Below are 26,058 nucleotides of genomic sequence, written 5' to 3' on the forward strand. Positions count from 1 at the left end.
GTTGACGCATGACGAGCATCGGCGCAAATTCCGGCATGGTCGACTGGAACCTCGCGGTGGCGACCGCGACCCGGCTCGTACGGCCGGGCCCCGAGGTGAGCCGCGACGAGGCCAGGGCGGTCGTCGCGGAACTCCGCCGCCATGCCAAGGCCTCCGAGGAACACGTCCGGGGCTACACCCGTATGGCCACCGAGGAGATCCACGACACCCCCGTCCTGGTCGTCGACCGCCCCGGCTGGGTCCGGGCGAACGTCGCCGGGTTCCGGGAGATCCTCAAACCCCTCCTGGAGAAGCTGCAGGAGCGGCGCGGCGACGGCGCCGGCAACGCGGTCCTCGGCGCCGTCGGCGGCAAGGTCACCGGTGTGGAACTGGGCATGCTGCTGTCGTTCCTGTCCTCCCGCGTCCTCGGCCAGTACGAGACCTTCGCCCCCGCCACCCGGGAACTGCCCGCCGGTGCCGACGGCGGCGGCCGGCTGCTCCTGGTCGCGCCGAACATCGTGCACGTCGAACGCGAACTCGACGTCCACCCGCACGACTTCCGCCTGTGGGTGTGCCTGCACGAGGAGACGCACCGCACCCAGTTCACGGCCGTGCCCTGGCTGCGCGACCACCTGGAGGGCGAAATCCAGTCGTTCCTGGCGGAGACCGACGTCGACCCCATGACCGTCCTGGAGCGGGTCCGCGAGGCCGCCCAGACCCTCGCCGGGGGCCGCCCCGAGGGGGAGGAGGACGACGGTGGCCGCTCGCTGGTGGAACTGGTGCAGACCCCGGCCCAGCGGGAGGTCCTCGGCCGCCTCACCGCCGTGATGTCGCTGCTGGAGGGCCACGCCGACTTCGTGATGGACGGGGTCGGCCCGGCGGTCGTGCCGAGCGTCGCGGAGATCCGCGAGAAGTTCCAGCAGCGCCGCGCCAAGGGCGCCTCCCGCCTCGACCTGGCGCTGCGCAAGCTGCTCGGCCTGGATGCCAAACTCCGCCAGTACCGGGACGGCGAGCGCTTCGTACGGGCCGTCGTCGACGAGTGCGGAATGGACGGCTTCAACCGCGTCTGGACATCGCCCAACACCCTCCCCACCAAGTCGGAGATCGCCAAACCGGCGGACTGGATCGCGCGGGTGCACCGCAAGCCGGAGTCGTGAGCCCCCCTCAAGCGGCGTGAACGATTCCGGCCGACGGCAGGCGAACGACCCCGCAATCACCCGTCCGAGGGACCGTGGGCCCTCGACAGGCGTGCGATGCTCGGGGAACGGCCCGTTTCTGTCACCATCTACACACTCTGCGTGACAGAACCCCGGGCTCACCCCCCGAAAACTTCATGAAGGGCACCGGACATGGGTCCCCATCCTGCGGTCGCGGCGATACGCCTGGCGGTCCGCCGCGTCCTCCACGACATCCTCACAGAACTGAAGACCACGGCCGGCGTCCCCGCCGCGACGGCCGTCGGACCGACACCCGAGCGGCCGCCGTCACCGCTCGTGCTCGTGGCCTGCTCCGGCGGCGCCGACTCCATGGCGCTCGCCTCCGCCCTCGCCTTCGAAGCTCCCCGGCTCGGCATCCGGGCCGGCGGCGTCACCGTCGACCACGGCCTGCAGAACGGCTCCGACCTGCGCGCCGAAGAGGTCGTCCTGCGCCTGCGCGAGCTGGGCCTGGACCCCGTCGAGGCCATGGCCGTCAGCGTCGGCCGCGCCGGCGGCCCCGAAGCCGCCGCCCGCGACGCCCGCTACGCCGCCCTGGACGCCGCCGCGGCCCGCCACGGCGCCGCCGCCGTCCTGCTCGGCCACACCCGCGACGACCAGGCCGAGACCGTGCTGCTGGGCCTCGCCCGCGGCTCAGGCATCCGCTCCCTGTCGGGCATGGCCGCGGTCTCGGGGGCCGACGGCCGTTACCGGCGCCCCTTCCTCCAGGTCGACCGGCAGACCGCCCGCAAGGCCTGCATGGTCCAGTCCCTGCCGGTCTGGGACGACCCGCACAACGCCGACCCGGCGTACACCCGCTCCCGACTGCGCCACGAGGGCCTGCCCGCCCTGGAGAAGGCCCTCGGCAAGGGCGTCGTCGAAGCCCTCGCCCGCACCGCCCAGCTCTCCCGGGACGACGCCGACGCCCTCGACACCTGGGCCCGCCAGGCAGAGGAGGGCGTCCGCGACGCCACGGGCGTTCTGGAGTGCGCCAAGCTCTACGCCCTGCCGCCCGCCGTACGCCGCCGGATCCTGCGCCGCGCCGCCATCGCGGCCGGTGCCCCCGCCGGTGCCCTGTTCGCCCGCCACATCGAGGAAGTCGACCGGCTGATCACCGGCTGGCGCGGTCAGGGGGCCATCAACCTCCCCGGCAAAGTGGTCGCCCAGCGGCAGGGTGGCAGACTGGTGATTCGGCAAGGCTGAATACGGCCGGTGGGACGACCGAAAGTGATGCGGGTGGACGCGAACGACATGGGTGCCGACCTCGAGAAGGTACTCATCACCAAGGAAGAGATCGACGCCAAGCTGGCCGAGCTGGCGGAGAAGATCGACGCGGAGTACGCGGGCAAGGACCTGCTCATCGTCGGCGTGCTCAAGGGCGCCGTGATGGTCATGGCCGACCTCGCCCGCTCGCTGTCCTCCCCCGTCACCATGGACTGGATGGCGGTGTCGTCCTACGGCGCGGGCACCCAGTCCTCCGGCGTGGTGCGGATCCTCAAGGACCTCGACACCGACATCCAGGGCAGGCACGTCCTGATCGTCGAAGACATCATCGACTCCGGCCTGACCCTGTCCTGGCTGATCTCCAACCTCGGCTCGCGCGAGCCCGCCTCCCTCAAGGTGTGCACGCTGCTGCGCAAGCCCGACGCGGCGAAGGTCGCCATCGACGTGGAATGGGTCGGCTTCGACATCCCCAACGAGTTCGTCGTGGGGTATGGCCTGGATTACGCCGAGAAGTACCGCAACCTGCCGTTCGTCGGTACGCTCGCGCCCCACGTCTACGGCGGCTGACCCGTCCCAGTGGCGGGCACCGCGGCGATCGGAGGGCTACCGGGAACCCCGGAGGCCTCCACGCCGTTGGAGCATGCAGACGGGACGCCAGCACTCCCGTGCGGCTGAGGGCCGCCGCGCTGGGGTACCGTCAGAAGAACTGTCTTATCAAACTCACTATGGCAGGAGGGACGGGGCGACACCGCTCCGTGTGGATGGACGTGAAGCGATACTTCCGTGGGCCAATCATGTGGATCGTGCTGGCCGTCCTTGCCGTGGTCGTGTTGATGCAGGTCGTAGGCTCGTCCGGCGGCTACAAGACGGTGGACACGGGCCAGGTCGTCCAGGCGATCAACGACAACAGGGTCGAGTCGGCCAAGCTGACCACCGGTGACGAGCAGACCATCAAGGTCCAGCTCAAGGACGGCGAAAAGGTCGAGGGCAGCTCCAAGATCCAGGCGAGCTACATCGGCGACCAGGGCGTGACCCTCGCCAACACCCTGCAGAACAAGTACCAGGACAAGCAGATCTCCGACGGCTACACGGTGTCGCCGTCGAAGCAGAACCCGTTCGTCGGCATTCTGCTCTCCCTGCTCCCGTTCGTCCTGATCGTGGTCGTCTTCCTGTTCCTGATGAATCAGATGCAGGGCGGCGGCAGCCGCGTGATGAACTTCGGCAAGTCCAAGGCCAAGCTCATCACCAAGGACACCCCCAAGACGACGTTCTCCGACGTCGCCGGCTCGGACGAGGCCGTCGAGGAGCTCCACGAGATCAAGGAGTTCCTCCAGGAGCCGGCCAAGTTCCAGGCCGTCGGCGCCAAGATCCCCAAGGGCGTGCTGCTCTACGGCCCGCCCGGCACCGGCAAGACCCTGCTCGCGCGTGCCGTCGCGGGCGAGGCGGGCGTGCCGTTCTACTCGATCTCCGGTTCCGACTTCGTCGAGATGTTCGTCGGTGTCGGTGCCTCCCGAGTGCGCGACCTGTTCGAGCAGGCCAAGGCGAACGCCCCGGCGATCGTCTTCGTCGACGAGATCGACGCGGTCGGCCGCCACCGCGGCGCCGGCCTCGGCGGTGGCCACGACGAGCGCGAGCAGACCCTGAACCAGCTGCTCGTCGAGATGGACGGCTTCGACGTGAAGGGCGGCGTGATCCTCATCGCCGCCACCAACCGGCCCGACATCCTCGACCCGGCGCTGCTGCGCCCCGGCCGCTTCGACCGGCAGATCGCCGTCGACCGCCCGGACATGCAGGGCCGGCTGGAGATCCTCAAGGTCCACCAGAAGGGCAAGCCGGTCGCGCCCGACGTCGACCTGTCGGCCGTCGCCCGCCGCACGCCCGGCATGACCGGCGCCGACCTGGCCAACGTGCTGAACGAGGCCGCTCTGCTGACGGCCCGCAGCGACAAGAAGCTGGTCGACAACCAGATGCTGGACGAGGCGATCGACCGTGTGGTCGCGGGCCCGCAGAAGCGGACCCGGATCATGTCGGACAAGGAGAAGAAGATCACCGCGTACCACGAGGGCGGTCACGCCCTGGTCGCGGCGGCCTCACCGAACTCCGACCCGGTCCACAAGATCACGATCCTGTCGAGAGGCCGGGCCCTCGGTTACACGATGGTGCTCCCGGACGAGGACAAGTACTCGACCACGCGCAACGAGATGCTGGACCAGCTCGCCTACATGCTGGGCGGCCGCGCGGCCGAGGAACTGGTCTTCCACGACCCGACGACGGGCGCCGCCAACGACATCGAGAAGGCCACCAGCGTGGCCCGCGCCATGGTCACGCAGTACGGCATGACCGAGCGCCTCGGTGCCATCAAGTTCGGCGGTGACAACAGCGAGCCGTTCCTCGGGCGTGAGATGGCCCACCAGCGCGACTACTCGGAAGAGGTCGCCGCGCTGGTCGACGAAGAGGTCAAGAAGCTCATCGAGACGGCGCACAACGAGGCCTGGGAGATCCTGGTCGAGAACCGCGACGTCCTCGACAACCTCGTCCTCGCCCTGCTGGAGAAGGAGACGCTGGGCAAGGAGGAGATCGCCGAGGTCTTCGCCCAGATCGTCAAGCGCCCGGCCCGGCCCGCCTGGACCGGTTCCTCACGCCGTACGCCCTCGACCCGTCCGCCGGTGCTCTCCCCCAAGGAGCTGGCCCTGACGAACGGAGCGAACGGCGCGACGGCGGCGATCTCCACCACCAAGAGCCCCACGGTGGAGCCCGCCCCGGCACCGGAACACGCCCCGGAGGACCGTCCGGAGAGCTGACCCGGCCACTCCCGACGGCCCCACATGGCCCGGAATGTATGCCGCGCCCCCCAGGTTCTAGCCTTGGGGGGTGCGGCATTTCCGTATGCCGACCGCAGGACAGCACAGGAACGAGGCACCAGATGACCGACCCCGTGACGTTGGACGGCGAGGGCGAGATCGGCGAGTTCGACGAGAAGCGGGCCGAGAACGCCGTACGCGAACTGCTCATCGCGGTCGGCGAGGACCCGGACCGCGAGGGCCTGCGGGAGACCCCGGCACGGGTGGCGCGGGCGTATCGGGAGCTCCTGGCCGGGCATGGGCAGGAGCCCGAGGACGTACTGACGACGACGTTCGACATCGGACACGACGAGATGGTCCTGGTGAAGGACATCGAGATCGTCAGCCTGTGCGAGCATCACATGCTGCCGTTTCATGGCGTAGCGCACATCGGCTACATTCCGGCAGAGAGCGGAAAGATCACCGGACTGTCGAAGCTCGCGCGGCTGGTTGAGGTTTTCGCCCGTCGTCTGCAGGTGCAGGAACGACTCACCACGCAAGTCGCCGACTCTCTCATGGAGATTCTGGAGGCCCGTGGCGTGATCGTAGTCGTCGAGGCCGAGCACATGTGCATGTCGGTACGCGGGGTTCGTAAGCCCGGTGCCAAGACCACGACGTCGGCGGTGCGCGGTCAGCTCCGGGACGCTGCGACCCGAGCCGAGGCCATGGGCCTGATACTGGCGCGCTGACCCGATTGTCAGTGGTGCCCGATATCGTCCTTGATCAGTGAGTCAGTCGCTGATCAAGGGGGATGGCGTTGGGGTACGGCCTGCCCAGCAAGCAGACGGTGAACGCGGTCGAGGGGCGCGTGCAGGCGCGGAGCGTACGAGTGGGCTGCCGTCTGTGGACGCTGGACGGGGAGCGCACGGTCCCCACCACGGTGGCCGCGGTGACCGCTGCCCGCGCCCGTGAAGTCGTGGACGTTGTGACCGATCACGTGATGTTCACGGTGGCGCCCGACCAGATGCTGGGTACGCCCGACGGGTGGGTTCACGCGAGGGATGCCACGGGGGCCGTGCTCGCCTGGACGCAGGCGCGGAAGTTGTGCCGCACGCGGTTGACCGTGAGGGCGGGCTACGAGCTGGGCTACCTGGTCGGGGCCAACTGCGCGGACGGGACCGTCGGCAAGAACTACGTGTCCCTGGTGGTCAACGACGAAGGGTTCGCCGCGCGCTACGCGGCCTGTCTTTCCGCCGCCACCGGTTTGGCTGCACGCCTGGAGAAGGTGACGCGACCTTCTGGCTACCTCCAGCGGGACGTCCCGGGCTTTCGTGTGCGTGTGGTGTCGTCGTACCTCGCCGACTTGATGAGGCAGTACGTCGGCGGCGACGCGCACCACATGCGGCAGCGCTTTCCCAGGGTTGTCCTCCGGGACAGGGACACCTTCGAAGGCTTTCTGGACGGCTACACCGACGGCGACGGGTACCGCTCCAAGGCTTGGTCCGGCCGGGTGCTCGTCAGCGCGAACGTGCCTTTCCTCACCGATCTGGCGGAGGTGGTGGGCGCACGGTTCACCCCGCGGACCAATGGACTCGCATCACATCTGGTGGTGGTCGACCGTTGGGCTTCGCGAGGTACATTCCGAGCCGAACAGCACCCCCTGCACCTGCGGGAGTTCTGCTGGGCCCAGGTCCACGAGGTGCGACCGCGGACCACGGTGAACAAGCCGTTCACCCTCTACAGCTACCGGCTCGACCCACACCCCGGATTCCTGGTCAACGGACACATGGTCCGTCAGTCCTGGTGAGCCGGGCGCGTCACGCCGCCGTCGCCGCGCCCGGGTGGTCGTCGTCCTCGTCGTCCGGGAGTTTGCAGACGCGCTCCATGAAGACCGCGGCCGCTATGACGCCGATGCCCGCCACCACCGAGAGGCCGGCGTAGATGGACTGGTCGCGGCGGGCCGGGATGTCCAGGTACTCCAGCAGGAAGACGCCCGTGCCGCCGTACATGCCGGCGACGAGGGCGGCCACCAGGGCGCTGGCCTGGGCGAAGACGACCGCGCGGGCGGCCATCATCGGGTCGACGCCCTTGGCGCCGGGGACGCGGTCGCGCTGGGCCTTCAGCCGGGCGCGGATCGAGAGCGCCGTGGCCAGCAGGATCACCGCGATCAGGGCCAGGACCACCGGGGCGGCCAGGGGGACGCTCGGCAGGGTCCCCACCGAGTTCCACAGGCGGGCGCCGGCCCAGGACAGGACACCGGCGACGACGAAGACGCCGGCCAGCACCCTGATGCGCAGCTCTTTCACGGTGTTCCGGTGTCCCTTCGGTCCCTGAGCGGTCGTCGTGATCTCGTCGACCTTAACGACTACTCGGGCAGCCGGAGTTCCAGGTCGGCACGGGGCGCGACGCCGTCGCGGGTGACGGTGTCCAGGAGGTGGGCGACCGTGCCCCTTCCGGGCAGCAGGGCCTCGGGGTCCACGTCGAGCCAGGGTGCGAGCACGAAGGCGCGTTCGTGGGCGCGCGGGTGGGGGAGGGTGAGCTGCGGGTCGTCGGAGACGACCTCGGCGTAGGCGACGATGTCGACGTCCAGGGTGCGCGGGCCCCAGTGCTCGTCGCGGACCCGGTGGAAGGCCTCCTCGACCGCGTGCGCGCGCTCCAGCAGGGAGGACGGGGGCAGGGTGGTCTTCACGACCACGACCGCGTTGAAGTACGACGGCTGGCTGTCGGGCGCGACGCCCCACGGCTCCGTCTCGTACACCTGCGACACCCCTTTGACGCGCACGCCGGGGGTGTCCTCCAGGGCGTCGATGGCGCCCTGGAGGGTCTCCAGGCGGTTGCCCAGGTTGGCGCCGAGGGCGATGACGGCGCGCTTGGGGTTGGACAGCGTCGTGTCCGCGGCGTCGACCTGCTCGATGACGGAGGCGGGCACCGGCTGTACGGTCGGGTCGCTGGGACCCTTGGCGAAGGGGGCGCTCATACACGGCTCCGGATGATGGTGACGGTCACGTCGTCGAAGGGGACGGTGATCGGTGCGTCCGGCTTGTGGACGCAGACCTCGACCTCCCGCACCCCGTCGTGCTTCAGACAGACCTGGGCGATGCGCTCGGCGAGCGTCTCGACGAGGTTGACGGGCTCGCCCTCCACGACGGCCACGACCTCCTCGGCCACGATGCCGTAGTGCACGGTCTTCGCCAGGTCGTCGTCGGCCGCGGCCGGCCGGGTGTCCAGGCCCAGGACGAGGTCGACGAGGAAGGTCTGGCCGTCCTCGCGTTCCTTGGGGAACACACCGTGGTGCCCGCGGGCCTTGAGGCCGCGCAGCGCGACACGATCCACGCGAATCACTCCTGCAGTCGTCGGTCAAGGCCGGTCGTACCACGTGCGGGCGGTACGGCGGCCACAGTCGAATCTACCCGCGAGCACCGACAGGGCCGGGCCACGGGGGGTGGGGGACCGGGCGGGGGCCGGGAGGATTCACCCGGCGTTTTCCCTGGCGGTCCCGGTGGATCACGGGTTGGTAGCCGCCCATACCCGGCGGCCCGTGATTCCAACCACTTCTTGTCGTTCTTGGTCCTTCCGGTCAGGAAGGTGTGTCCTCGCTCTCGTCGTCGTCGGTCTCCGCGAGTACGGGGGAGGCGTGGTGCGACCAGAGTTTCCAGCCGGCGGGCGTACGCCGGAACGTGTTCGTGGCGACCACGAGCTGGCCGACGAGCGGGCCCAGCTCCTCGTCGCCGTCGGGGGCGGGGCCGCCGCTGAGGATGTTCTCGGTGCAGGTGACCAGGGCGGTGTCGCCGGTGACGGAGACGTGGACGTCGGTGAGGAAGAACTGGATGTAGTCGGTGTTCGCCATGATCAGGGCGTAGGAGCGGAGGACCTCGCCGCGGCCGGTGAGTACCGGCCACCCGGGGTGCACGCAGGAGACCACGCCGGCGTCGGCCGGGTCGTGGTAGGTCTCGTCGACGCCGAGATCGGCCGGGGTGAGCCAGAAGGCGGAGACCTTGTCGAAATCGCCCTGTTCCAGCGCCTCGTAGAAGGCGGTGTTGGCGGACTCGACCTGTTCGACGTCGAGGTGCGGGGCGTTCACCGGGCTCCTTCGACGGCTCGGGCGACCCGTACGGCGTCGGCGGTGGCGCGGACCTCGTGCACGCGGACGGCCCACGCGCCGGCGTGCGCGGCGAGGGCGGAGACGGCGGCGGTGGCCGCGTCGCGCTCCCGCGCGGGGGGTGGGGTGGCCTGGGGGCCGGCGGCGAGGACGTGGCCGAGGAAGCGTTTGCGGGAGGCGGCGACGAGGAGGGGGTGGCCGAGGCCGAGGAGGCGGTCGAGGTGGGCGAGGAGGACGAGGTCGTGCTCGGCGTTCTTGGAGAAGCCGAGGCCGGGGTCGACGACGACGCGGTCGGGGGTGATGCCGCCCTCCAGGACGGTCTCCACGCGTGCGCGCAGCTCGTCGACGACCTCGGTGACCACGTCTTCGTAGACGCCCTTGACGTTGCCTGCCTCCAGGAGGCCGCGCCAGTGCATGACGACGAAGGGGGCGGCGGCGTCGGCGACGACCGGGATCATCCGGGGGTCGGCCTGGCCGCCGCTGACGTCGTTGACGAGGGCGGCGCCGGCGGCGAGGGCCTGGGCGGCGACCGAGGCGCGCATGGTGTCGACGGAGACCGTGACGCCCTCGGAGGCGAGGCCGCGGACCACGGGGACCACGCGGCGGAGTTCCTCGTCCTCGTCGACGCGGGTGGCGCCGGGGCGGGTGGACTCGCCGCCGACGTCCACGAGGTCGGCGCCCTGGGCCACCAGGTCGAGGCCGCGCTTGATGGCGGCCGTGGTGTCGAAGAAGCGACCGCCGTCGGAGAAGGAGTCGGGGGTCACGTTGACGACTCCCATGACCGCGCAGCGGTCCCATGCGGTGAGGCCCGTCAGGTGGTGGCGGCGGCCGGTCTGCTTGCTCATGTGTTCAGCGTAGGCCCAGTGGGTGGGATGCCCACGGCGGCCGGTGGCCGGTCGGGTGGGGTGGCCGGCGCCGGCCCGCGGCACCCACCCACCCCGGTCAGGCCACGTGCGGGTCCCCGTGGGCGCAGGGGCGGCGGGGTCTCGTGCGGCGGCGCAGGGACGGGGGGAGGGGTGGGGTGAGGGTGACGAAGCCCTCGGCCTGCATGGCGGCGAAGCCGATGCGGGGCAGGTCGGACGAGGAGCGGTAGACCACGAAGCGCGGCTCCCAGCGGGGGCGGAACTTCGCGTTGAACTTGTACAGGGACTCGATCTGGAACCAGCGGGACAGGAACACGAGCAGGCCGCGCCAGGCGCGCAGGACCGGGCCCGCGCCGATCTTCTCGCCGCGCGCGAGCGCCGCGCGGAACATCGCGAAGTTCAGCGACACCCGCTGGATGCCCAGCTTCGGGGCCGCCTGGAGCGCGGCCACGATCAGCAGCTCGTTCATGCCGGGGTCGGCCGCGCGGTCGCGGCGCATGAGGTCGAGGGACACCCCGTCGCCGCCCCACGGGACGAAGTGCAGGACGGCCTTCAGGTCGCCGTACTCGCCCGGCTCGGCGTCCTGCTTGTGCGCGGTCGCGATCAGGCAGTCGCCGTCGGCCGGGTCGCCGATCCGGCCCAGGGCCATCGAGAAGCCGCGTTCGGTGTCGGTGCCCCGCCACGCGTCCGCCGCGCGGCGGACGCGGTCCAGTTCGGCGTCGGGGAGGTCAGCCACGCGCCGTACCCGGGTCTCGTAACCGGCCCGCTCGATGCGCTTGACCATCTGGCGTACGTTGCGCATCGCGCGGCCGGCGAGGGAGAAATCCGGGACGTCCACCACCGCCTCGTCCCCCAGTTCCAGCGCGTCGAGCCCGGTCTCGCGGGTCCACACCTCACCGCCGGTCTCGGAGCAGCCCATCACGGCCGGTGTCCAGGAGTGGGCGCGGGCCTCGTCCATGAAGCGTTCGATCGCGCCCGGCCACGCCTCGACGTCGCCGATCGGGTCGCCGCTGGCCAGCATCACACCCGAGACGACGCGGTAGGTGACCGCCGCCTTGCCGCTGGGGGAGAAGACCACCGCCTTGTCGCGGCGGAGCGCGAAGTGGCCGAGGGAGTCGCGGCCGCCGTGCCGGGCGAGGAGGGCGCGCAGGCGCGACTCGTCCTCCTCGGTGAGGCGTGCCGCCGGGTGTTCGGGGCGGAAGGCCAGGTAGATGGTGGTCACCGCGGTCAGCAGGCCGAGTGCGCCGAGGGAGAAGGCGACCGTCCAGGAGGTGTTGCCCGCGTAGTCGACCGGGCCCTCCACGCCGAACAGGCCGTACAGGACGTGTGTGATGCGGTCGGCCAGGCTCGGGGCGCCGATCATCCTGTGCGGGTGGGCGTTGACGATCAGGAGGCCGAGGGCGAGCGAACCGGCGCCCATGAGGACGAAGTTGGCCAGTGCCCGCCAGCGGCTGCGGGGGTCGGGCAGGGCCGCGAACTGGTCCCGGTGGCGCAGCAGGGGCGCGAGCAGCGCGAGGGAGATCAGTACGCCGAGGATCGAGTGGCGGTAGCCGAACTGGGCGACGGCGCCCACCGGTAGGAGGGCCACCGCGGCCCGCCACGCCCGGCGCTTGCGGCGTTTGAGGCCGTGGGCGAGGAGGAGCAGCAGGACGCCGGCGCTGAGGGAGAGGGCGGCGGCGAACGGGCCGAACGAGCCGGGCAGTACCTCGGCGAGGGCGTGCATGCGGCTGTGCCGGAAGCGCGGGAAGACTCCGGCGGCGATGTCCAGCAGGCCGACGAGCGCGCAGGCGCGGCCGACGAGGAGCGGCACGTTCTCCGGACGAGGGCCGCGCGGCAGTCGGCGTACGCGGGTGGGTCCTGCCGGAACCGCACCCGACATTTCCTCATCTGTCCTGACAGACATCGCACCTGTAGTTCTGCGAGTAACCGTGGATCCGGGCCCGTTTCGGGCATCCGGCGACATTGCGCCCTCTAGGACGGTGTCTTGGAGGGAGAGGTTCACTCCCCTCGATCGGATTGCCCGAACGGGCACACGGAAAGCGCGGGCAGGTACCAAGGCATGGGTCTCACGAGCGACAAGGTGCTGGCGTTGGCGGTCCTGGCAGGCGTGCTGCTGTTCGCCGGCACGGTGTGGCTGTGGCCGCGGCTGGCCCGCGGTGGCATACGGGCGGTGCTGGGGCGCGTGGGCCTGCTGCTGGCGACCCAGTTGGCCGTCTTCGCGGCGGTCGGTCTGGTGGCCAACCAGTCCTTCGGGTTCTACGGCAGCTGGGCCGACCTGTTCGGCCGGGAGGACGGCCGGGGCGTGGTCGTGGACCACGCGGCCGGTGGTTCCCCGGGGCCGCTCAGGGTGGTGGGGGACAGACGGGTGACGAAGGTGGGAGGGGGGAGTCCCGAGACGGGCGGGCGGATCGAGGAGATCGAGGTCGTCGGGCGTACGACGGGGGTCGCGACACCCGCGTACGTGTATCTGCCGCCGGAGTACTTCCAGGCCCGGCACCGCGGCCGTACGTTTCCCGCGGCCGTCGTCCTGACCGGGTACCCGGGGACCGCCGAGGCGCTGGTGGACAAGCTCCACTATCCGCGCACGGCATGGGAGTCGGCCCGGGCCGGCCGGATGCGGCCGATGATCCTGGTGATGCTGCGGCCGACGGTCGCGCCGCCCCGGGACACGGAATGCGTGGACGTGCCGGGCGGCCCCCGGACGGAGACGTTCTTCGCGAAGGATCTACCCGAGGCGGTGGGCGCGCACTACCGCGTGGCCGAGGGGCGGGGGAGCTGGGGCGTCGTCGGCAACTCGACGGGCGGTTACTGCGCGCTGAAACTCGCCGTGCACCATCCCGAGGTGTTCGGCGCCGGGGCCGGGCTCTCCGCTTACTACGACGCGCCGAACGACCCCACCACCGGTGATCTCTTCCAGGGCGACGAGGAACGGAAGAACCACGCGAATCTGTGGTGGTATCTCAAGAACAAGCCCGCGCCGGACACTTCCCTGCTCGTGACCAGCAGCAGGTCGGGCGAGACGAACTACCGGGACACCCTGAAGTTCATCGAGCGGGTCAAGAGCAGGAAGCCGACTCGGATCTCTTCGATCATCCTGGAAAGCGGCGGGCACAACTTCAATACCTGGCGGCGGGAGATTCCCGCGACGCTGGAGTGGCTCGGTCAGCGGCTGGGCGGGCGGCCGGCGTGAATGATCTTGAGGTAATTCGCCCCTCGGCGGGCTTGTGGAATCCCGGTGCCGTGTGAACACGTCGGAGACAGCCGAGTTTTTACGGGGCGGGGCGCCAAGATTCGCCTACGCGCGGTAAGTTTCTGGCCATGCCACGTGGACGTCACCGCCATTCCCCGCCTCTGCACAGGCTGCTTCCTCCGTCGGCGATCGCAGGCGTCTCGGTCGTCTGCGCCCTCGGCCCCTGGGTGTTCAGCGAGACCATGATCCTCCGTGTGCTGGCCGCGGCCGCCGCGGTGACGGCCGTCGTCGGCGCGGTCGTCATGCGGCACTGGGACGCACAGGCGGGCAGGCGCGTCGCCGACCTCACGCGCGCGCGGGCGAGCGACGAGTGGCGCTACGAGGAACGGGTCGCCGAACTGGAGTCCGACCTGGAGGAGTCGCGCGAACTGCGCGTCAAGCTGGAGCACCGGCTGCGGGCCAAGCGCACCGAACTGGCGGGGCTGCGCAACGAGCACGCCTCGCTGCTGCGGCGCTACGCCACGGCGGAGACCGAGCGCGCCACGGCGCTGGAGGGCCGCCGCCTGCTGGAGATAGAGGCGGCGCCGTCGGCGCCCGCGCTGCCGGCGGCGCGACCGGCACCGGCCGAGGAGAAGACCGGCGAGGACGGTGTCCCGGCCGCCGAGGACACGGGCGAGGCGGAGAAGGACGAGGCGCCGGCCGTCTTCTCGCCCGCGGGCTCGCGGCTGTTCCTCCGGGCCAACGCGGCCCTCGAGCGCTTCGACGGGGACGCGCCGAACGGCCCGGACGGTGGCGACCGGGACGACGGCGGCGACTCCTCCGACGAGGAGGACGGCGACGACGATGGCGACGGCGGTGACGACGGCGGCAGCGGCGGTGGCGAGAGCGCGACCGCGCCCGAGGCGGCCCAGGAGGAGGAGGAGGCGCAGGGGGAGCCCGAGGCGGCCGACGCGCACGAGAGCTCCGCACCCGCCGCTCCGGCGACGCAGTCCGACGAACGGCCCGCTCCGCCCGACCGGCCCACCCGGCGGGCCGACGGTCACTTCACGGTGCCGACCGCGGTGGCCGTCGTACCGGCGGCTCCGGCGCGGCGTCCGTCGGTCGAGGGCGGCTTCGACTTCTTCGGCATCAAGGAGCCGGGGGAGGAAGCGGACGGCGGGGACGGCGCGGGGCCCTCCGACGCCGCACTGGCGACCGTCCAGAACGAGGATCTCGCCGACGTGGTCGGCCAGGAGGCCCTCGCCCTGCACAAGGCCGAGGCGGAGGCCGCCTTCAAGCCGGCCGGCGAGGAGTCCCGGGGGGTCGGCCAGGTGATCGACCTGACGGAACACGACGAGACCGAGCAGATCGACATGCAGGGGCTGCGCAGCGCGGTGTCCTGAGCGACAGGCCCTCGTGGCGGGCCCGGGGCGGCTCAGGCCATCCAGCGGTCCGGTGGCGCGTCCCGGCGCCCGGTCCGGGACCGTTCCGCCTGGCTGTCCAGCAGCCGGGCCGCCTCGTCGGCGTCCCGCAGCCGCGCGGTCACGGTCTTGTTCGCCCCCGTGTCCACCCGTACGTCCGCCAGCCGCAGCGCCCGCTGCCAGGGCCCCTGGGTCAGCCGGACGCTCTGCACCTTGGCGTGCGGCACCAGCGCCAGGCTGCGCCGCAGAAGTCCGTACCGGGCCGCGAAGACCGCGTCGGTGACGGCGAGGCCGTAGCCGCGCCACCACAGCGGCCTGCACCGCGCCGCGCGCCGCGGCGGACGTGACAGGTCCCGCGCCGCCGGCACGGTCACCCCGGGCAGCACCCGCGCGACGACCGACTCGGCGATCTCGCGCGGGGCGACCGGCAGCAGCACGGAGTTCGACGAGCCGGCCACGTCCAGCTCCACCCGCACCCAGCGGCGCCGCCGCCACAGCAGCGGCTCCACGATCCGCACGGTCTGCACCCGGCCCGGCGGCACCGTCTCGTGGGCCCGGTCCAGCAGGCCGTGGTCGATGCGGAGCCCGTCCTGGGACTCGGCCACGGTCCAGTCGTACTCCCCGACGAACCGGCCCGCGCTGCTCGCGCCCGCGGCGCCCACGAGGGGGATGGCGGTGGCCAGCACCGTCCACAGGTTGTGGGTGGCCAGCCACAGCAGCGTCGGTACGACCACGGCGGCGAGCAGCGTTCCCCAGGTCGCGCCGGTCAGCAGCAGCGAAACGGCCAGCACACCGGGCGGCACCCGCAGCAGTTGCCGGGCGGGCGCCTCACCGACCTCGTGCGCGGTCTCGGGTGCGAAGCCGGCCGCGCGGGCGAGCAGCTCGGCCCGCAGCGCCCGGGCGTCACCGGCGCCCAGGAAGGCCAGTTCGTCCTTCTTGCCGGTCCCTATGACGTCGAGTTTGAGCTTGGCGACCCCCGCGACCCGGGCCAGCAGCGGCTGGGTGACGTCGATGGCCTGGATGCGTTCGAGGCGGATGTGAGCGGTACGGCGGAACAGCAGCCCGGTGCGGATGCGCAGCTCCGTGTCGGTCACCGCGTAGTGGGTGAACCACCAGGTCAGGAAGCCGTAGAGGCCGGCGGCCGGGATCAGTACGGCGAGGCCGATGAGGAGATGGGTCGTGGTCAGCCGGGTCAGCTGGCGCTGCGCCTGGTCGGGGTCGTGCACCGCCCAGCCGACGAGCACGGCGACCGGTGCCCACGCGCGGCGCAGCGGGGTGACGGGGTGCAGGCGGCGTTCGGTGACGCCGTCCGCTCCCGGGGGCGGTACGTGCTCGGTGGCCCGGGTGGAGCCGCCGGCCCCGGGGGTGGTCACAGCCCCGCCGATCGGGCCTCGCCCAGCTCCGTGAGGCGGTCGCGCAGGCGTTCCGCCTCGGCCGGGTCGAGGCCGGGGATGGTCGCGTCGGTCGCGGCGGCGGCCGTGTGCAGTTGCACGCTGGCGAGGCCGAAGTGCCGCTCGACCGGCCCGGAGGTGACCTCGACCAGCTGCATCCGGCCGTAGGGCACCACGGTCTCCTCCCGCCACAGCACGCCCCGGCTGATCAGCAGGTCGTCGGCGCGCTCGGCGTACCGCCAGGAGCGCCAGTTGCGTTCCAGCATGACCCAGCCCCAGGCCAGCAGGGCGAGCGGCGGCAGCGCCAGGGCCGCCCACGGGGCCCCGAGGAACAGGCCGGGCAGCAGCCCCGCGGCGAGTGTCAGCAGCCCCAGCCACACCACGAGCAACAGCCGCCTCATGCGCAGCAGTCCTGGCGGCAGGCCGGTCCACACCGGCTCGTCGCGCGCCGGAACCGCCGCATCCGTCGCCCCCGCCGTGCCCGCGTCGTCAGGGCTCCCCGTCTCCATGAGGCCAGCGTACGTAGGGGAGACTGTGTTCATGACTCCTACGACGGAGACCATGGTCGGGATCGGCGGCGCCGCGGAGAGCACCGACATGGTGCTCAACATCGGGCCCCAGCATCCCTCCACGCACGGCGTGCTGCGGCTCAGGCTCGTCCTGGACGGCGAGCGCATCACCAGCGCCGAGCCCGTGATCGGCTACATGCACCGCGGCGCGGAGAAGCTCTTCGAGGCCCGGGACTACCGGCAGATCATCGTGCTCGCCAACCGCCACGACTGGCTGTCGGCGTTCTCCAACGAACTGGGCGTCGTCCTCGCCGTCGAGCGGATGCTCGGCATGGAGGTCCCCACGCGGGCGGTGTGGACGCGGACGCTGCTCGCGGAGCTGAACCGGGTGCTCAACCACCTGATGTTCCTGGGGTCGTACCCCTTGGAACTGGGCGGGATCACCCCGGTCTTCTACGCCTTCCGGGAGCGGGAGGTCCTCCAGAACGTCATGGAGGAGGTCTCCGGCGGGCGCATGCACTACATGTTCAACCGCGTCGGCGGCCTCAAGGAGGACCTCCCGGCGGGCTGGACCACGCGCGCGCGTGCCGCCGTCGCCGCCGTGCGCTCGCGCATGGACGTCTTCGACGACCTGGTGCTCGGCAACGAGATCTTCCGCGGGCGCACGCGCGGGGTGGGTGCCCTGACGCCCGAGGCCGTGCACGCCTACGGCGTCAGCGGGCCGATCGCGCGCGCCTCCGGCGTCGACTTCGACCTGCGGCGCGACGAGCCGTACCTCGCCTACGGCGAACTCCAGGACACCCTGAGGGTCGTCACCCGCACCGAGGGGGACTGCCTCGCCCGCTTCGAGGTCCTCCTGGAGCAGACGCACAACGCCCTCGACCTCGCCGACGCCTGCCTGGACCGCCTGGCCGAGCTGGCGCCCGGGCCGGTCAACCAGCGGCTCCCCAAGGTGCTGAAGGCGCCCGAGGGCCACACGTACGCCTGGACCGAGAACCCGCTCGGCATCAACGGCTACTACCTGGTCAGCAAGGGCGAGAAGACGCCGTACCGGCTGAAGCTGCGCTCGGCCTCGTTCAACAACATCCAGGCGCTGACCGAGCTGCTGCCCGGCACGCTGGTCGCGGACATGGTGGCGATCCTCGGGTCACTGTTCTTCGTCGTCGGCGACATCGACAAGTAGCGCGGCGGCGTCCACGCCGCCCACCGGCTGGAGCAGCCACCCGAAGTCACCGAGACCGCCCGGCGCGAGCAGTTCGGCCGCCTGCGAGGCGCGCGTCAGGGCGCGCAGGTACCCCGCCGGGTCGGTGGAGGCCAGCGCGAGCGGGGGGCGTACGCCCGTGAGCCCGAGGGCGCGCAGGGCCTCGCGCTGGGGGCGTACGAGGGCGTCCGGGGGCGTGCGATCCGGAGCGCACCTCGCGGCGTGGGCCGACGCACACGCGTCCAGCGCGACATGCGCGGTGATGTCGCACGACCCGTCGGGAACCGGCCGCGTCTCCCGCCCCGCGCGGAAGCCGGTGAGCGTTCCGAACGGCGGGCGGGAGTCCACGGTGTGCGCGTAGTCGGCGGCCACCGCGAGCCCCGCGTCCAGCGACGCCACGGCCGACGCCCAGGCGGTGTCCCGGGGCAGCCCGATCTCGGCCCGCAGCCCCTCCTCGCCGGGCAGCGGCCACCACCGCGCCAGCCACGCGGCCTCCGCCCCGGCCACCGGTCCGCCGAGCCGCTCCGTCCCGTCGCCGCGGACCAGCACCCGCCGCGCCACGCCCGCGGCGTCCACCTCCGCCACCTCCACCGGCACGTTGTCCAGCCACTCGTTGGCGAACAGCAGCCCGGTGATCCCGCGCGGCGGCTCGGCGAGCCACTCGATCCGGTGGTCGAGACCCTCGGGACGCCCGGCGACCTCGACGGCGTACGCGCGCGTGCGGGCCGACACCTCGGCGGGCAGCGCGGCCAGCACGCCGGTGACCAGTTCGCCCCGCCCGGCCGCCATGTCCACGAAGGCCAGCGGGGCGGGCCGGCCCAGGGCCTCGTCGACCCGGCACAGCAGCCGCGCCACCGCCGCCGCGAAGAGCGGCGAGGCGTGGACGGACGTGCGGAAATGCCCGGCCGGGCCCTCCGGACCGGCCCGGTAGAAACCCCCGGGCCCGTACAGGGCCTCCTGTGCGGCCTCCCTCCAGCCACGCCACTCGCCGTGCGCCTCTGGAACCTCTTCGGCCCCTGTCGTCCCTGCTGTCACAGGCCCAGGCTAGGGGCACAGAAGAGCGGGGCCTCCACCTTGCGGAGTATGCGCGGCGGATACGGATCGACCCTCCGGTTGACCCCTGCACCTATTCCGCTTCCCTACGCTGGGTTACGTGCAGCGCCTCTACGATTTCCTCCGCCGACACCCGACAGGGGTCGACAGTTTCTGGGCCCTCGTCGTCCTCGGGGTCTCCCTGGTGTCCGTGTCGGGCCCGGGGACGTCGGACGAGGGCACGCACCTCATGGCGCTGATCGTCCCCTTCGCCGTGCTGCTGAGCGTCGTGATCGCGCTGCGCCAGCGGATGCCGGAGAAGATGCTGCTGCTCGCCGTCGCACTCGGCGTGGGGCAGCTGGCGCTGGACGTCTCCACGATGCCGTCCGACTTCGCCTTCCTCGTGATCGTCTACACGGTCGCCGCGACCGGCGCCCGCTGGGCCTCCCGCACCGCTCTCGCCGTCGGGCTGTGCGCCGCGCCCTTCGCCCAGCTGCGCTGGGCCGACGACGAGCTGGGGATAGGGAGCAACATCGCCATAACGGTCTTCCAGGCGGTGCCCTTCGCGCTCGCCTGGGTGCTCGGCGACTCCATCCGCACCCGCCGCGCCTACTTCGCGCAGCTGGAGGAGCGGGCCGCCCGGCTGGAGAAGGAGCGCGAGGCGCAGGCCAAGGTCGCCGTCGCCGCCGAACGCGCCCGGATCGCCCGCGAGCTGCACGACGTCGTCGCGCACAACGTGTCCGTCATGGTCGTCCAGGCCGACGGCGCCGCCTACGTCCTGGACGCGGCCCCCGACCAGGCGAAGAAGGCCCTGGAGACCATCTCCTCCACCGGCCGCCAGGCGCTCGCCGAGATGCGCCGCCTGCTCGGCGTGCTGCGCACCGGCGAGCACCAGGAGGCCGGAGAGTACGTCCCGCAGCCCGACGTCCAGCAGATCGAGGACCTCGTCGAGCACTGCCGGACCTCCGGGCTGCCGGTCGACTTCAAGGTCGAGGGCACCCCGCGGCAGCTGCCCAGCGGCGTCGAGCTGACCGCGTACCGCATCGTCCAGGAGGCGCTGACCAACACCCGCAAGCACGGCGGGCCCAACGCGGGCGCGAGCGTGCGCCTGGTCTACTTCGACGACGGACTCGGACTGCTCATCGAGGACGACGGCAAGGGCGCTCCGCACGAGCTGTACGAGGAGGGCGGGTTCGACGGCCAGGGTCACGGGCTGATCGGCATGCGCGAGCGGATCGGCATGGTCGGCGGGACCCTGGACGCGGGACCGCGACCGGGCGGAGGATTCCGCATCAGTGCGTTGCTGCCGCTGAAACCCGCACACTGACGACCGCCCCCGCACGCACGTACCGCGTTGACACCTGTAAGGAAGAGGCCCCGATGGCGATCCGCGTAATGCTCGTCGACGACCAGGTGCTGCTGCGCACCGGGTTCCGGATGGTGCTGGCGGCCCAGCCGGACATGGAGGTCGTCGCGGAGGCGGGCGACGGCGTCGAGGCCCTCCAGGTGCTGCGCTCGACCGCCGTGGACGTCGTCCTCATGGACGTCCGGATGCCCAAGCTCGACGGCGTCGAGACCACCGCCCGGATCTGCGTGGACCCCGACGCGCCCAAGGTGCTGATCCTGACCACCTTCGACCTCGACGAGTACGCCTTCTCGGCGCTGAAGGCGGGTGCCTCCGGCTTCATGCTCAAGGACGTGCCGCCCGGCGAACTGCTCGCCGCCATCCGCTCCGTGCACAGCGGCGACGCGGTCGTCGCCCCCTCCACCACCCGCCGGCTCCTCGACCGCTTCGCGCCGATGCTGCCGGCCACCGGCCAGGAGCCCCGGCACAAGGAGCTCCATCGGCTCACCGACCGGGAGCGCGAGGTCATGGTGCTGGTCGCGCAGGGCATGTCCAACGGGGAGATCGCGGCGCGGCTCGTGCTGTCGGAGGCGACCGTGAAGACGCACGTGGGCCGCATCCTGACCAAGCTGAACCTGCGCGACCGGGTGCAGGTCGTGGTGCTCGCCTACGAGACCGGGCTGGTGCGGGCCGGCGGGGGACAGGGCTGAGCGGACCCGCTCACGGGGCTCCGCCGCTGCGCCCGCGTCGGTAGGGTCTGCGCATGCTCCTGTGGATCAACGGCCCCTTCGGGGGCGGCAAGACACAGACCGCCTTCGAGATACGGCGGCGGCTGCCGGGCAGTGTCGTCTGCGACCCCGAGCACGTGGGCTTCGGGCTGCACCGAGCGCTGCCGCCCGAACTGCGGGGAGACTTCCAGGATCTGGCCTCCTGGCGGCAGGGCGTGGTCGAGGTGCTCGACCTGGCGCTCACGAAGCACGACGGGGTGGTGATCGCGCCGATGACGGTCACCGACTCCGGGTACTTCGCCGAGACCGTGGGCCGCCTGGGCGAACTGGGCCACGACGTACGCCACTTCACCCTCCTCGCCGAGCGCGAGACGGTGCTGCGGCGGCTGCGCGAGCGCGGCCTCGGCCACCTGATCGGGTACGTCAGGTACGCCGGGCACGCCCGTGGGAAGCGCCCCGGGCCGCGTCGCGACACCTGGGCCGTGGGGCAGCTCGACCACTGCCTGGAGCGGCTGGCCGAGCCGGAGTTCGCCGAGCACCTGTGGACGGACCACACGACCGTCCCGAAGACCGCCGACCGGATCGCCGTGCTGGCGGGACTCACTCTGAGGCCCAACAACGAGGGCGTGCTGCGCACCCGGATCAGGCAGGCGGGCGTCGGGATCCGGCACATCCGGGCCGACTGACCGGCCGCGTGCACCACCCGTGAAACCCCCGCACCACCGTGAAACCCCCGCACCCCCCGCACCACCCGTGCACCACCCGCACATCGCCGCGCACCGCCAGGCGCCGGGCTACCGGAGTATCCCCTCCAGGAAGTCGCTGCCCAGCCGGGCCACCACCGTCACGTCCAGCTGGTGCAGCACGTACCGGCCGCGGCGGCGGGTGGTGATCAGCCCCGCCTTCTTCAGCACGCCCAGGTGCCGGGATATCTCGGGGGCCGTCATGCCGTGCGTCTGCGCCAGCTCGCCGGTGGTGTACTCGCTGCGGGCCAGGAACCGGCAGATCCGCATCCGGACGGGGTGGGACAGCGCGGTCATCCGCAGCGTGAGCTGCTCGACCGAGGGCGGCGAGGCCATCTCCGGGGAGCCGACCGGGTAGTGCAGCACCGGCTGCCAGCCGTGCCGGTGCAGGACCATCAGGTGCGGCCAGCCCAGGCTGGTCGGGACGAGCAGCAGGCCGCCGTCCGCCGTCGCGGAGCGGCCGTCGCCCAGCTTGTCGACCGTGATCCGTGCGGCGCCCTCGTCCAGCGTCACCGCCGTGGAGACGGCGGCCAGCGCCTCGGCGAGGCCCTTGCGGCGCAGCAGGTCCGTCTTGAGCCGGGCGTCCGCCGCGAGCTGGTGGCGCAGCCGGGACCAGGCCTCCGCGAAGAACGCCTCGTCGCAGTCGTGCGCGAACTGCCGCAGCCAGTCCCGGATCCGGGGCGGGTCGACCAGCAGCCGCTCGCTGAAACGCAGTTGCTGCGGGCCGCGCGCGGCGGCGAGGTCCAGGGCTCGCCTGCGCACCTCGGCGCTGGCGAGCGCGGAGACCCCTCCGGTGCTGTACGGCAGCGCGCAGGTGAACTCCAGGGCCGCGTCCACGAACTGCTCGTCGGACAGCTTGTCCAGCAGGTCGAGGTCCTCGGCGAGGGTGGCGCCGGGCAGCGTGCTGCGGCCCGGCACCCCGGCGAACGGCATGAACAGGTCCGAGAAGGTGGTCCGCCACAGGAAGTCCGCCTCGCACATCCGGTCGGCCAGATGCGAGTCGAGCCGGGCGGTCACGCCCGTGGCCCAGCCCTGCAGACCGGGGTGGTGCCCCGGCTCGGACAGCGCGTGCAGCGCCATGCCCAGCTCGGCCAGGGGTGAGGGCACGACGGCGACCCTCTCCGGCCGCAGCCCCGCGATGTCGATGCGCACGCTCATGCCCCCATGGTGCACGCCGCCACTGACAACTCAGCAGCCGATTGACCGCGGCCGTCAATCGGCGCGACGGCCGGGCGGGACCGGAGCAGGCTGGGGTCACCGGGGCAGCCGCGGAGCCCCCGCCCCACCGCAATGTCTCCGACCCGTCCCCGGGAGAAGGCGATCCGCCATGAGCATCACGCAGCAGTACCTCCTCGACACCTACCGTGCCCGGCAGCTCGGCGAGCCCGTCCCGCCCGCGCCCGGCACCCACGACCGGCAGGTGGTGCGCGAGTGGCACGAACGCCGCCGGTTCCGGGCCGTACTCGCCGGACGCCCCGCCCACGGCCGACTGCGGCGCGCGCTGCGCGGGTGGTGGTCCCGGCTCCAGCGCGCCCTGGGCTGAGCCGGCCGCCGCTCGGTCGCGCGGTCCGGCCGCGAGGTGAGCGGCCGTCCGAGGTGTGCCCTGCGCGGGTGGTGGCGCCGGGTGTCCCGGGCCGACGCGGTTCGCCGGGCCGGGTGCCCCGGGCACGACGCGGTCCGCCGCTCAGCCCTCCAGCCCGGCCACGAAGTCCGCGACCGCCGCCCGCACGTCGTCGGGCGTCCACTCCAGGCCGGCCACCCCCACACCGACCTCCGCGACGGCGATCCCGGGCCCGGCGGGGTCCCAGGGCCCGGCGAACAGCAGGACGCCGGTCTCCTCGCCCTGCCGGAGCGCGGCCTCGCCCAGCACTTCGGCGTCGTAGGGCAGCCAGACCCGGAACTGGTGGGTGTGCGGCACCTCGGGCTGCACCCGCGCCCACGGGACGCCGGCCGCCGCGAAACCCTCGCGCAGCGCGGCGGCCACCACGCGCGCGTGGGCGACCTGTTCGGGCAGTCGCGGCAGTGTCCGCTCCAGTCCCGCCAGCGCCGACAGGGCGGTGGGGAACTGCTGGAACAGGGCGCCGCCGTAGCGGTGCCGCCACGCGCGCGCCTCCTCCACCAGCGTGCGCGGACCGGCGAGCGCGGCGCCGCCGAAGCCGCCGAGCGACTTGTAGAACGACACGTAGACGCTGTCCGCGAGGCCCGCGATCTCTGCCAGCGGCCGGCCGAAGTGCACGGTGGTCTCCCACAGCCGGGCGCCGTCGAAGTGGACCACCGCGTCCCGCTCCCGCGCGGCGGCGACGACCTCGGTCAGCTCCTCCCAGGTGGGCAGCACGTAACCGGCGTCCCGCAGGGGCAGCTCCAGCATCAGCGCCCCGAAGGGCTCCTCGAAGTCGCGCACCTCCGCCGCGGTCGGCAGCCGGGGCTCACTGGTCACCCGCACCGGTCGCAGCCCGCTGACCCGGCTGAACGCGTTCCGTTCGTGCACCTCGGGATGGCTGAGCCCGTGCAACGCGACCGTCGGATCGCCGGTGCGGCCGGCCCAGCAGCGCAGGGCGACCTGCTGGGCCATCGTGCCCGTCGGGAAGAAGGCGGCGGCCTCGAGGCCCAGCAGCAGGGCGGTCCGCTCCTCCAGGGCCTCGACGACGCCGTTGCCGTACATGTCCACCGGCTCGTCCAGGTCGTAGAGGTCCTGGACGTCGTCGAGCACCGCCAGCCGTTCGCGGACGGTCCGCAGGTGGCCGGGGCGGTCCAGCACCCGGCGGGCGGCCCGCTGGACGGCGACCCGCCGCTCCCGCGTCCGCCGGTTCCGCTCCGCCGGGGGCGCCTCCTGCCCGGCCGGTCCGCCACTTTCCTCCACGGTGTCAGTCATGCCGGGATCATGCCGGGTGCGGGGCGGAAACCCACAGCCTGTGGACAACCGAACGCCCCCCGAACCAATCGCGTTAACATGACGAGAAATCGTCCGGTACCCCGAGCGGACTGGAACGGGAAGGCCGTCCTCGCGTGAACACAAGCCCACAGCCAGACCCCAAGGACCGCCCCGCGCGGCTCACCGTAGGCGTTGTCGGCGCCGGACGCGTGGGCCCCGCGCTGGCCGCGTCCCTCCAGCTCGCCGGTCACCGCCCGGTGGCCGTCTCCGGGGTCTCCGACGCCTCCAGGCGGCGCGCCGCCGCGCTCCTGCCCGACGTGCCCCTCATGGCGCCCGCCGAGGTCCTGCAGCGCGCCGAACTGGTCCTGCTGACCGTCCCCGACGACGCCCTGCCCGGCCTGGTGACCGGCCTCGCCGAGACCGGTGCCGTGCGGCCGGGCCAGCTGCTGGCGCACACCTCCGGACGGTACGGCGCGAGGGTCCTGGACCCGGCGCTGCGGGCCGGCGCCCTGCCGCTCGCCCTGCACCCGGCGATGACCTTCACCGGCACCCCCGTGGACGTCCAGCGGCTGGCCGGCTGCTCCTTCGGCGTCACCGCGCCCGAGGAGCTGCGGCTGGCCGCCGAGGCCCTGGTCATCGAGATGGGCGGCGAGCCGGAGTGGATCGCCGAGGACCGGCGCCCGCTCTACCACGCGGCGCTCGCCCTGGGCGCCAACCACCTGGTCACCCTGGTCGCCCAGTCCATGGAGCTGCTGCGCACGGCCGGCGTGGCGGCCCCCGACCGGATGCTCGGCCCTCTGCTGGGCGCCTCCCTCGACAACGCCCTGCGCTCCGGCGACGCGGCCCTCACCGGCCCCGTCGCGCGCGGGGACGCGGGCACGGTCGCCGCGCACATCGTGGAGCTGCGCGAGCACGCGCCGCAGGCCGTGGCCGGCTACCTGGCGATGGCCCGCGCGACGGCCGACCGCGCGCTGGCCCACGGCCTGCTGAAGGCCGAACTGGCCGAGGACCTGCTCGGGGTACTCGCCGAAGCAGGGCCGGGCCCCACGGGCCCTGCGGGATCGACCGGCACGAGGGGCCCCGCGGGGTCGACCGGCACCACGGGCCCCGCGGGGTCGACCGGGCCCGGCGGCCGTGACGGGTCGACCGGCGCTGACCGTTCTGAGCGGCACACCGACTCCGGCGGCCCCGCGGGACCGACCGGCTCGGACGGTCGCGAGGGACCCACCCGCCCCGCGGGGCCCAACGGTCCTGCGGGGCCCACTGGCCCTGACGGCCCCGAGGGCCCCGAGGGCCCCACAGGCCCCGAAGGGCCCGCCGGTCTCGGCGGCCCCGACGGACCGACCGGCCCCGACCGCTCCGAGGGGCCCACCAGCCCCGACAGCCCCGAGGGACCCACCGGCCCCGACCGCCCCGACGGACCCACCGGCCCCGACCGCCCCGACGGACCCATCGGCCCCGACCGCCCCGACGGACCCACCGGCCCCGACCGCTCCGAGGGACCCACCG

General features: G+C 72.6%; 24 protein-coding genes and 1 pseudogene. 14 read left to right on the forward strand and 11 right to left on the reverse strand.

What is annotated here, in order from left to right; translation table 11 throughout:
* Positions 1-8 precede the first annotated feature (8 nt).
* The 6 genes from ACGF3J_RS17160 to ACGF3J_RS17185 all read left to right on the forward strand — a co-directional run bounded on the left by ACGF3J_RS17160 (position 9) and on the right by ACGF3J_RS17185 (position 6,983).
* Positions 9-1,136 carry a zinc-dependent metalloprotease gene (locus ACGF3J_RS17160; RefSeq protein WP_161326145.1) on the forward strand — a complete coding sequence of 376 codons (1,128 nt, stop codon included), beginning with the start codon at positions 9-11 and terminating at the stop codon, positions 1,134-1,136.
* Between the two features lie 192 nt (positions 1,137-1,328).
* The gene (gene tilS / locus ACGF3J_RS17165) at positions 1,329-2,375 is read left to right on the forward strand and encodes a tRNA lysidine(34) synthetase TilS (protein WP_161326146.1); all 1,047 of its coding nucleotides are present in this window, start codon (positions 1,329-1,331) and stop codon (positions 2,373-2,375) included.
* A gap of 27 nt (positions 2,376-2,402) precedes the next feature.
* The gene (gene hpt / locus ACGF3J_RS17170) at positions 2,403-2,963 is read left to right on the forward strand and encodes a hypoxanthine phosphoribosyltransferase (RefSeq protein ID WP_161326166.1); all 561 of its coding nucleotides are present in this window, start codon (positions 2,403-2,405) and stop codon (positions 2,961-2,963) included.
* A 194-nt stretch (positions 2,964-3,157) separates the two neighbouring features.
* The gene (gene ftsH / locus ACGF3J_RS17175; protein ID WP_122616842.1) at positions 3,158-5,197 is read left to right on the forward strand and encodes an ATP-dependent zinc metalloprotease FtsH; all 2,040 of its coding nucleotides are present in this window, start codon (positions 3,158-3,160) and stop codon (positions 5,195-5,197) included.
* Positions 5,198-5,319: 122 nt separating this feature from the next.
* Positions 5,320-5,925: a GTP cyclohydrolase I FolE gene (folE, locus tag ACGF3J_RS17180; RefSeq protein WP_161326147.1), complete on the forward strand. Its 606-nt coding sequence runs from the start codon at positions 5,320-5,322 to the stop codon at positions 5,923-5,925.
* 98 nt (positions 5,926-6,023) lie between these two features.
* On the forward strand, positions 6,024-6,983 hold the full coding sequence (locus tag ACGF3J_RS17185; protein WP_393854247.1) for a hypothetical protein: 960 nt from the start codon (positions 6,024-6,026) through the stop codon (positions 6,981-6,983).
* A gap of 10 nt (positions 6,984-6,993) precedes the next feature.
* On the opposite strand, the gene ACGF3J_RS17190 is transcribed toward ACGF3J_RS17185, so the two are convergent.
* The 6 genes from ACGF3J_RS17190 to ACGF3J_RS17215 form a co-directional block, all read right to left on the reverse strand.
* Complete coding sequence (locus tag ACGF3J_RS17190) at positions 6,994-7,482, reverse strand: DUF3180 domain-containing protein (protein WP_161326148.1); 489 nt, start codon at positions 7,480-7,482, stop codon at positions 6,994-6,996.
* 59 nt (positions 7,483-7,541) lie between these two features.
* The gene (folK, locus tag ACGF3J_RS17195; protein WP_161326149.1) at positions 7,542-8,153 is read right to left on the reverse strand and encodes a 2-amino-4-hydroxy-6-hydroxymethyldihydropteridine diphosphokinase; all 612 of its coding nucleotides are present in this window, start codon (positions 8,151-8,153) and stop codon (positions 7,542-7,544) included.
* On the reverse strand, positions 8,150-8,509 hold the full coding sequence (gene folB / locus ACGF3J_RS17200) for a dihydroneopterin aldolase (protein WP_161326150.1): 360 nt from the start codon (positions 8,507-8,509) through the stop codon (positions 8,150-8,152). Before folB ends, folK begins: the two co-directional genes overlap by 4 nt.
* A gap of 244 nt (positions 8,510-8,753) precedes the next feature.
* Positions 8,754-9,257: a nuclear transport factor 2 family protein gene (locus tag ACGF3J_RS17205; RefSeq protein WP_161326151.1), complete on the reverse strand. Its 504-nt coding sequence runs from the start codon at positions 9,255-9,257 to the stop codon at positions 8,754-8,756.
* Positions 9,254-10,120 carry a dihydropteroate synthase gene (folP, locus tag ACGF3J_RS17210; protein ID WP_161326152.1) on the reverse strand — a complete coding sequence of 289 codons (867 nt, stop codon included), beginning with the start codon at positions 10,118-10,120 and terminating at the stop codon, positions 9,254-9,256. The genes ACGF3J_RS17205 and folP overlap by 4 nt, the downstream gene beginning before the upstream one ends.
* Before the next feature lie 97 nt (positions 10,121-10,217).
* Positions 10,218-12,017, reverse strand: coding sequence for a phosphatidylglycerol lysyltransferase domain-containing protein (locus ACGF3J_RS17215; RefSeq protein ID WP_161326153.1), 1,800 nt, complete (start codon positions 12,015-12,017; stop codon positions 10,218-10,220).
* Between the two features lie 180 nt (positions 12,018-12,197).
* On the opposite strand from ACGF3J_RS17215, the gene ACGF3J_RS17220 reads away from it, so the two are divergent.
* Together ACGF3J_RS17220 and ACGF3J_RS17225 are read left to right on the forward strand one after the other, a co-directional pair.
* On the forward strand, positions 12,198-13,328 hold the full coding sequence (locus ACGF3J_RS17220) for an alpha/beta hydrolase family protein (RefSeq protein WP_161326154.1): 1,131 nt from the start codon (positions 12,198-12,200) through the stop codon (positions 13,326-13,328).
* A 128-nt stretch (positions 13,329-13,456) separates the two neighbouring features.
* Complete coding sequence (locus tag ACGF3J_RS17225) at positions 13,457-14,710, forward strand: hypothetical protein (RefSeq protein WP_393854248.1); 1,254 nt, start codon at positions 13,457-13,459, stop codon at positions 14,708-14,710.
* Between the two features lie 32 nt (positions 14,711-14,742).
* Here the strand turns inward: ACGF3J_RS17225 and ACGF3J_RS17230 are convergent, their stop codons facing one another.
* Positions 14,743-16,101, reverse strand: a complete 1,359-nt coding sequence (locus ACGF3J_RS17230; protein ID WP_393854249.1) for a PH domain-containing protein — start codon at positions 16,099-16,101, stop codon at positions 14,743-14,745.
* Positions 16,098-16,628, reverse strand: a complete 531-nt coding sequence (locus ACGF3J_RS17235; RefSeq protein ID WP_161326156.1) for a PH domain-containing protein — start codon at positions 16,626-16,628, stop codon at positions 16,098-16,100. Before ACGF3J_RS17235 ends, ACGF3J_RS17230 begins: the two co-directional genes overlap by 4 nt.
* A gap of 31 nt (positions 16,629-16,659) precedes the next feature.
* Here ACGF3J_RS17235 and ACGF3J_RS17240 point away from each other — a divergent pair, with 31 nt between their 5' ends.
* Positions 16,660-17,811, forward strand: a complete 1,152-nt coding sequence (locus ACGF3J_RS17240; protein WP_161326157.1) for an NADH-quinone oxidoreductase subunit D — start codon at positions 16,660-16,662, stop codon at positions 17,809-17,811.
* Here ACGF3J_RS17240 and ACGF3J_RS17245 read toward each other — a convergent pair.
* Positions 17,776-18,864: an SAM-dependent methyltransferase gene (locus ACGF3J_RS17245; RefSeq protein ID WP_161326158.1), complete on the reverse strand. Its 1,089-nt coding sequence runs from the start codon at positions 18,862-18,864 to the stop codon at positions 17,776-17,778. The two genes, ACGF3J_RS17240 and ACGF3J_RS17245, sit on opposite strands and share 36 nt — an antisense overlap.
* 118 nt (positions 18,865-18,982) lie before the next feature.
* Between ACGF3J_RS17245 and ACGF3J_RS17250 the strand changes: the two genes are divergently transcribed.
* Genes ACGF3J_RS17250 through ACGF3J_RS17260 form a run of 3 tightly spaced genes read left to right on the forward strand, consistent with a single transcriptional unit; the run spans position 18,983 to position 21,620 of the window.
* Entirely contained in the window at positions 18,983-20,188 is a 1,206-nt protein-coding gene (locus ACGF3J_RS17250; RefSeq protein ID WP_125494603.1) for a sensor histidine kinase, read from the forward strand.
* A 53-nt stretch (positions 20,189-20,241) separates the two neighbouring features.
* On the forward strand, positions 20,242-20,916 hold the full coding sequence (locus ACGF3J_RS17255; protein ID WP_122616854.1) for a response regulator transcription factor: 675 nt from the start codon (positions 20,242-20,244) through the stop codon (positions 20,914-20,916).
* 53 nt (positions 20,917-20,969) lie between these two features.
* Positions 20,970-21,620 carry an ATP-binding protein gene (locus ACGF3J_RS17260; protein ID WP_161326159.1) on the forward strand — a complete coding sequence of 217 codons (651 nt, stop codon included), beginning with the start codon at positions 20,970-20,972 and terminating at the stop codon, positions 21,618-21,620.
* A gap of 108 nt (positions 21,621-21,728) precedes the next feature.
* Here ACGF3J_RS17260 and ACGF3J_RS17265 read toward each other — a convergent pair whose 3' ends face one another.
* Entirely contained in the window at positions 21,729-22,835 is a 1,107-nt protein-coding gene (locus ACGF3J_RS17265) for a DUF5937 family protein (protein ID WP_161326160.1), read from the reverse strand.
* A gap of 169 nt (positions 22,836-23,004) precedes the next feature.
* On the opposite strand from ACGF3J_RS17265, the gene ACGF3J_RS17270 reads away from it, so the two are divergent.
* Positions 23,005-23,220, forward strand: a complete 216-nt coding sequence (locus ACGF3J_RS17270; protein ID WP_161326161.1) for a hypothetical protein — start codon at positions 23,005-23,007, stop codon at positions 23,218-23,220.
* Between the two features lie 141 nt (positions 23,221-23,361).
* Here the strand turns inward: ACGF3J_RS17270 and ACGF3J_RS17275 are convergent, their stop codons facing one another.
* Positions 23,362-24,549 carry a low specificity L-threonine aldolase gene (locus ACGF3J_RS17275; RefSeq protein WP_161326162.1) on the reverse strand — a complete coding sequence of 396 codons (1,188 nt, stop codon included), beginning with the start codon at positions 24,547-24,549 and terminating at the stop codon, positions 23,362-23,364.
* 134 nt (positions 24,550-24,683) lie between these two features.
* On the opposite strand from ACGF3J_RS17275, the pseudogene ACGF3J_RS17280 reads away from it, so the two are divergent.
* A pseudogene (locus ACGF3J_RS17280) lies at positions 24,684-25,619 on the forward strand (Rossmann-like and DUF2520 domain-containing protein); the annotation flags it as partial.
* Between the last annotated feature and the right edge of the window lie 439 nt (positions 25,620-26,058).

The sequence above is a fragment of the Streptomyces sp. NPDC048171 genome, assembly GCF_043202655.1.
GTDB lineage: Bacteria > Actinomycetota > Actinomycetes > Streptomycetales > Streptomycetaceae > Streptomyces.

Coding starts and splice junctions, on each gene's coding strand:
- ACGF3J_RS17235 (WP_161326156.1), bottom strand. CDS start 16,628: ATGGAGACGGGGAGCCCTGACGACGCGGGCACGGCGGGGGCGACGGAT.
- ACGF3J_RS17260 (WP_161326159.1), top strand. CDS start 20,970: ATGCTCCTGTGGATCAACGGCCCCTTCGGGGGCGGCAAGACACAGACC.
- ACGF3J_RS17225 (WP_393854248.1), top strand. CDS start 13,457: ATGCCACGTGGACGTCACCGCCATTCCCCGCCTCTGCACAGGCTGCTT.
- ACGF3J_RS17160 (WP_161326145.1), top strand. CDS start 9: ATGACGAGCATCGGCGCAAATTCCGGCATGGTCGACTGGAACCTCGCG.
- ACGF3J_RS17240 (WP_161326157.1), top strand. CDS start 16,660: ATGACTCCTACGACGGAGACCATGGTCGGGATCGGCGGCGCCGCGGAG.
- ACGF3J_RS17220 (WP_161326154.1), top strand. CDS start 12,198: ATGGGTCTCACGAGCGACAAGGTGCTGGCGTTGGCGGTCCTGGCAGGC.
- folK (WP_161326149.1), bottom strand. CDS start 8,153: ATGAGCGCCCCCTTCGCCAAGGGTCCCAGCGACCCGACCGTACAGCCG.
- hpt (WP_161326166.1), top strand. CDS start 2,403: ATGCGGGTGGACGCGAACGACATGGGTGCCGACCTCGAGAAGGTACTC.
- ftsH (WP_122616842.1), top strand. CDS start 3,158: ATGGACGTGAAGCGATACTTCCGTGGGCCAATCATGTGGATCGTGCTG.
- ACGF3J_RS17270 (WP_161326161.1), top strand. CDS start 23,005: ATGAGCATCACGCAGCAGTACCTCCTCGACACCTACCGTGCCCGGCAG.
- folE (WP_161326147.1), top strand. CDS start 5,320: ATGACCGACCCCGTGACGTTGGACGGCGAGGGCGAGATCGGCGAGTTC.
- tilS (WP_161326146.1), top strand. CDS start 1,329: ATGGGTCCCCATCCTGCGGTCGCGGCGATACGCCTGGCGGTCCGCCGC.
- ACGF3J_RS17215 (WP_161326153.1), bottom strand. CDS start 12,017: ATGTCGGGTGCGGTTCCGGCAGGACCCACCCGCGTACGCCGACTGCCG.
- ACGF3J_RS17255 (WP_122616854.1), top strand. CDS start 20,242: ATGGCGATCCGCGTAATGCTCGTCGACGACCAGGTGCTGCTGCGCACC.
- ACGF3J_RS17275 (WP_161326162.1), bottom strand. CDS start 24,549: ATGACTGACACCGTGGAGGAAAGTGGCGGACCGGCCGGGCAGGAGGCG.
- folP (WP_161326152.1), bottom strand. CDS start 10,120: ATGAGCAAGCAGACCGGCCGCCGCCACCACCTGACGGGCCTCACCGCA.
- ACGF3J_RS17265 (WP_161326160.1), bottom strand. CDS start 22,835: ATGAGCGTGCGCATCGACATCGCGGGGCTGCGGCCGGAGAGGGTCGCC.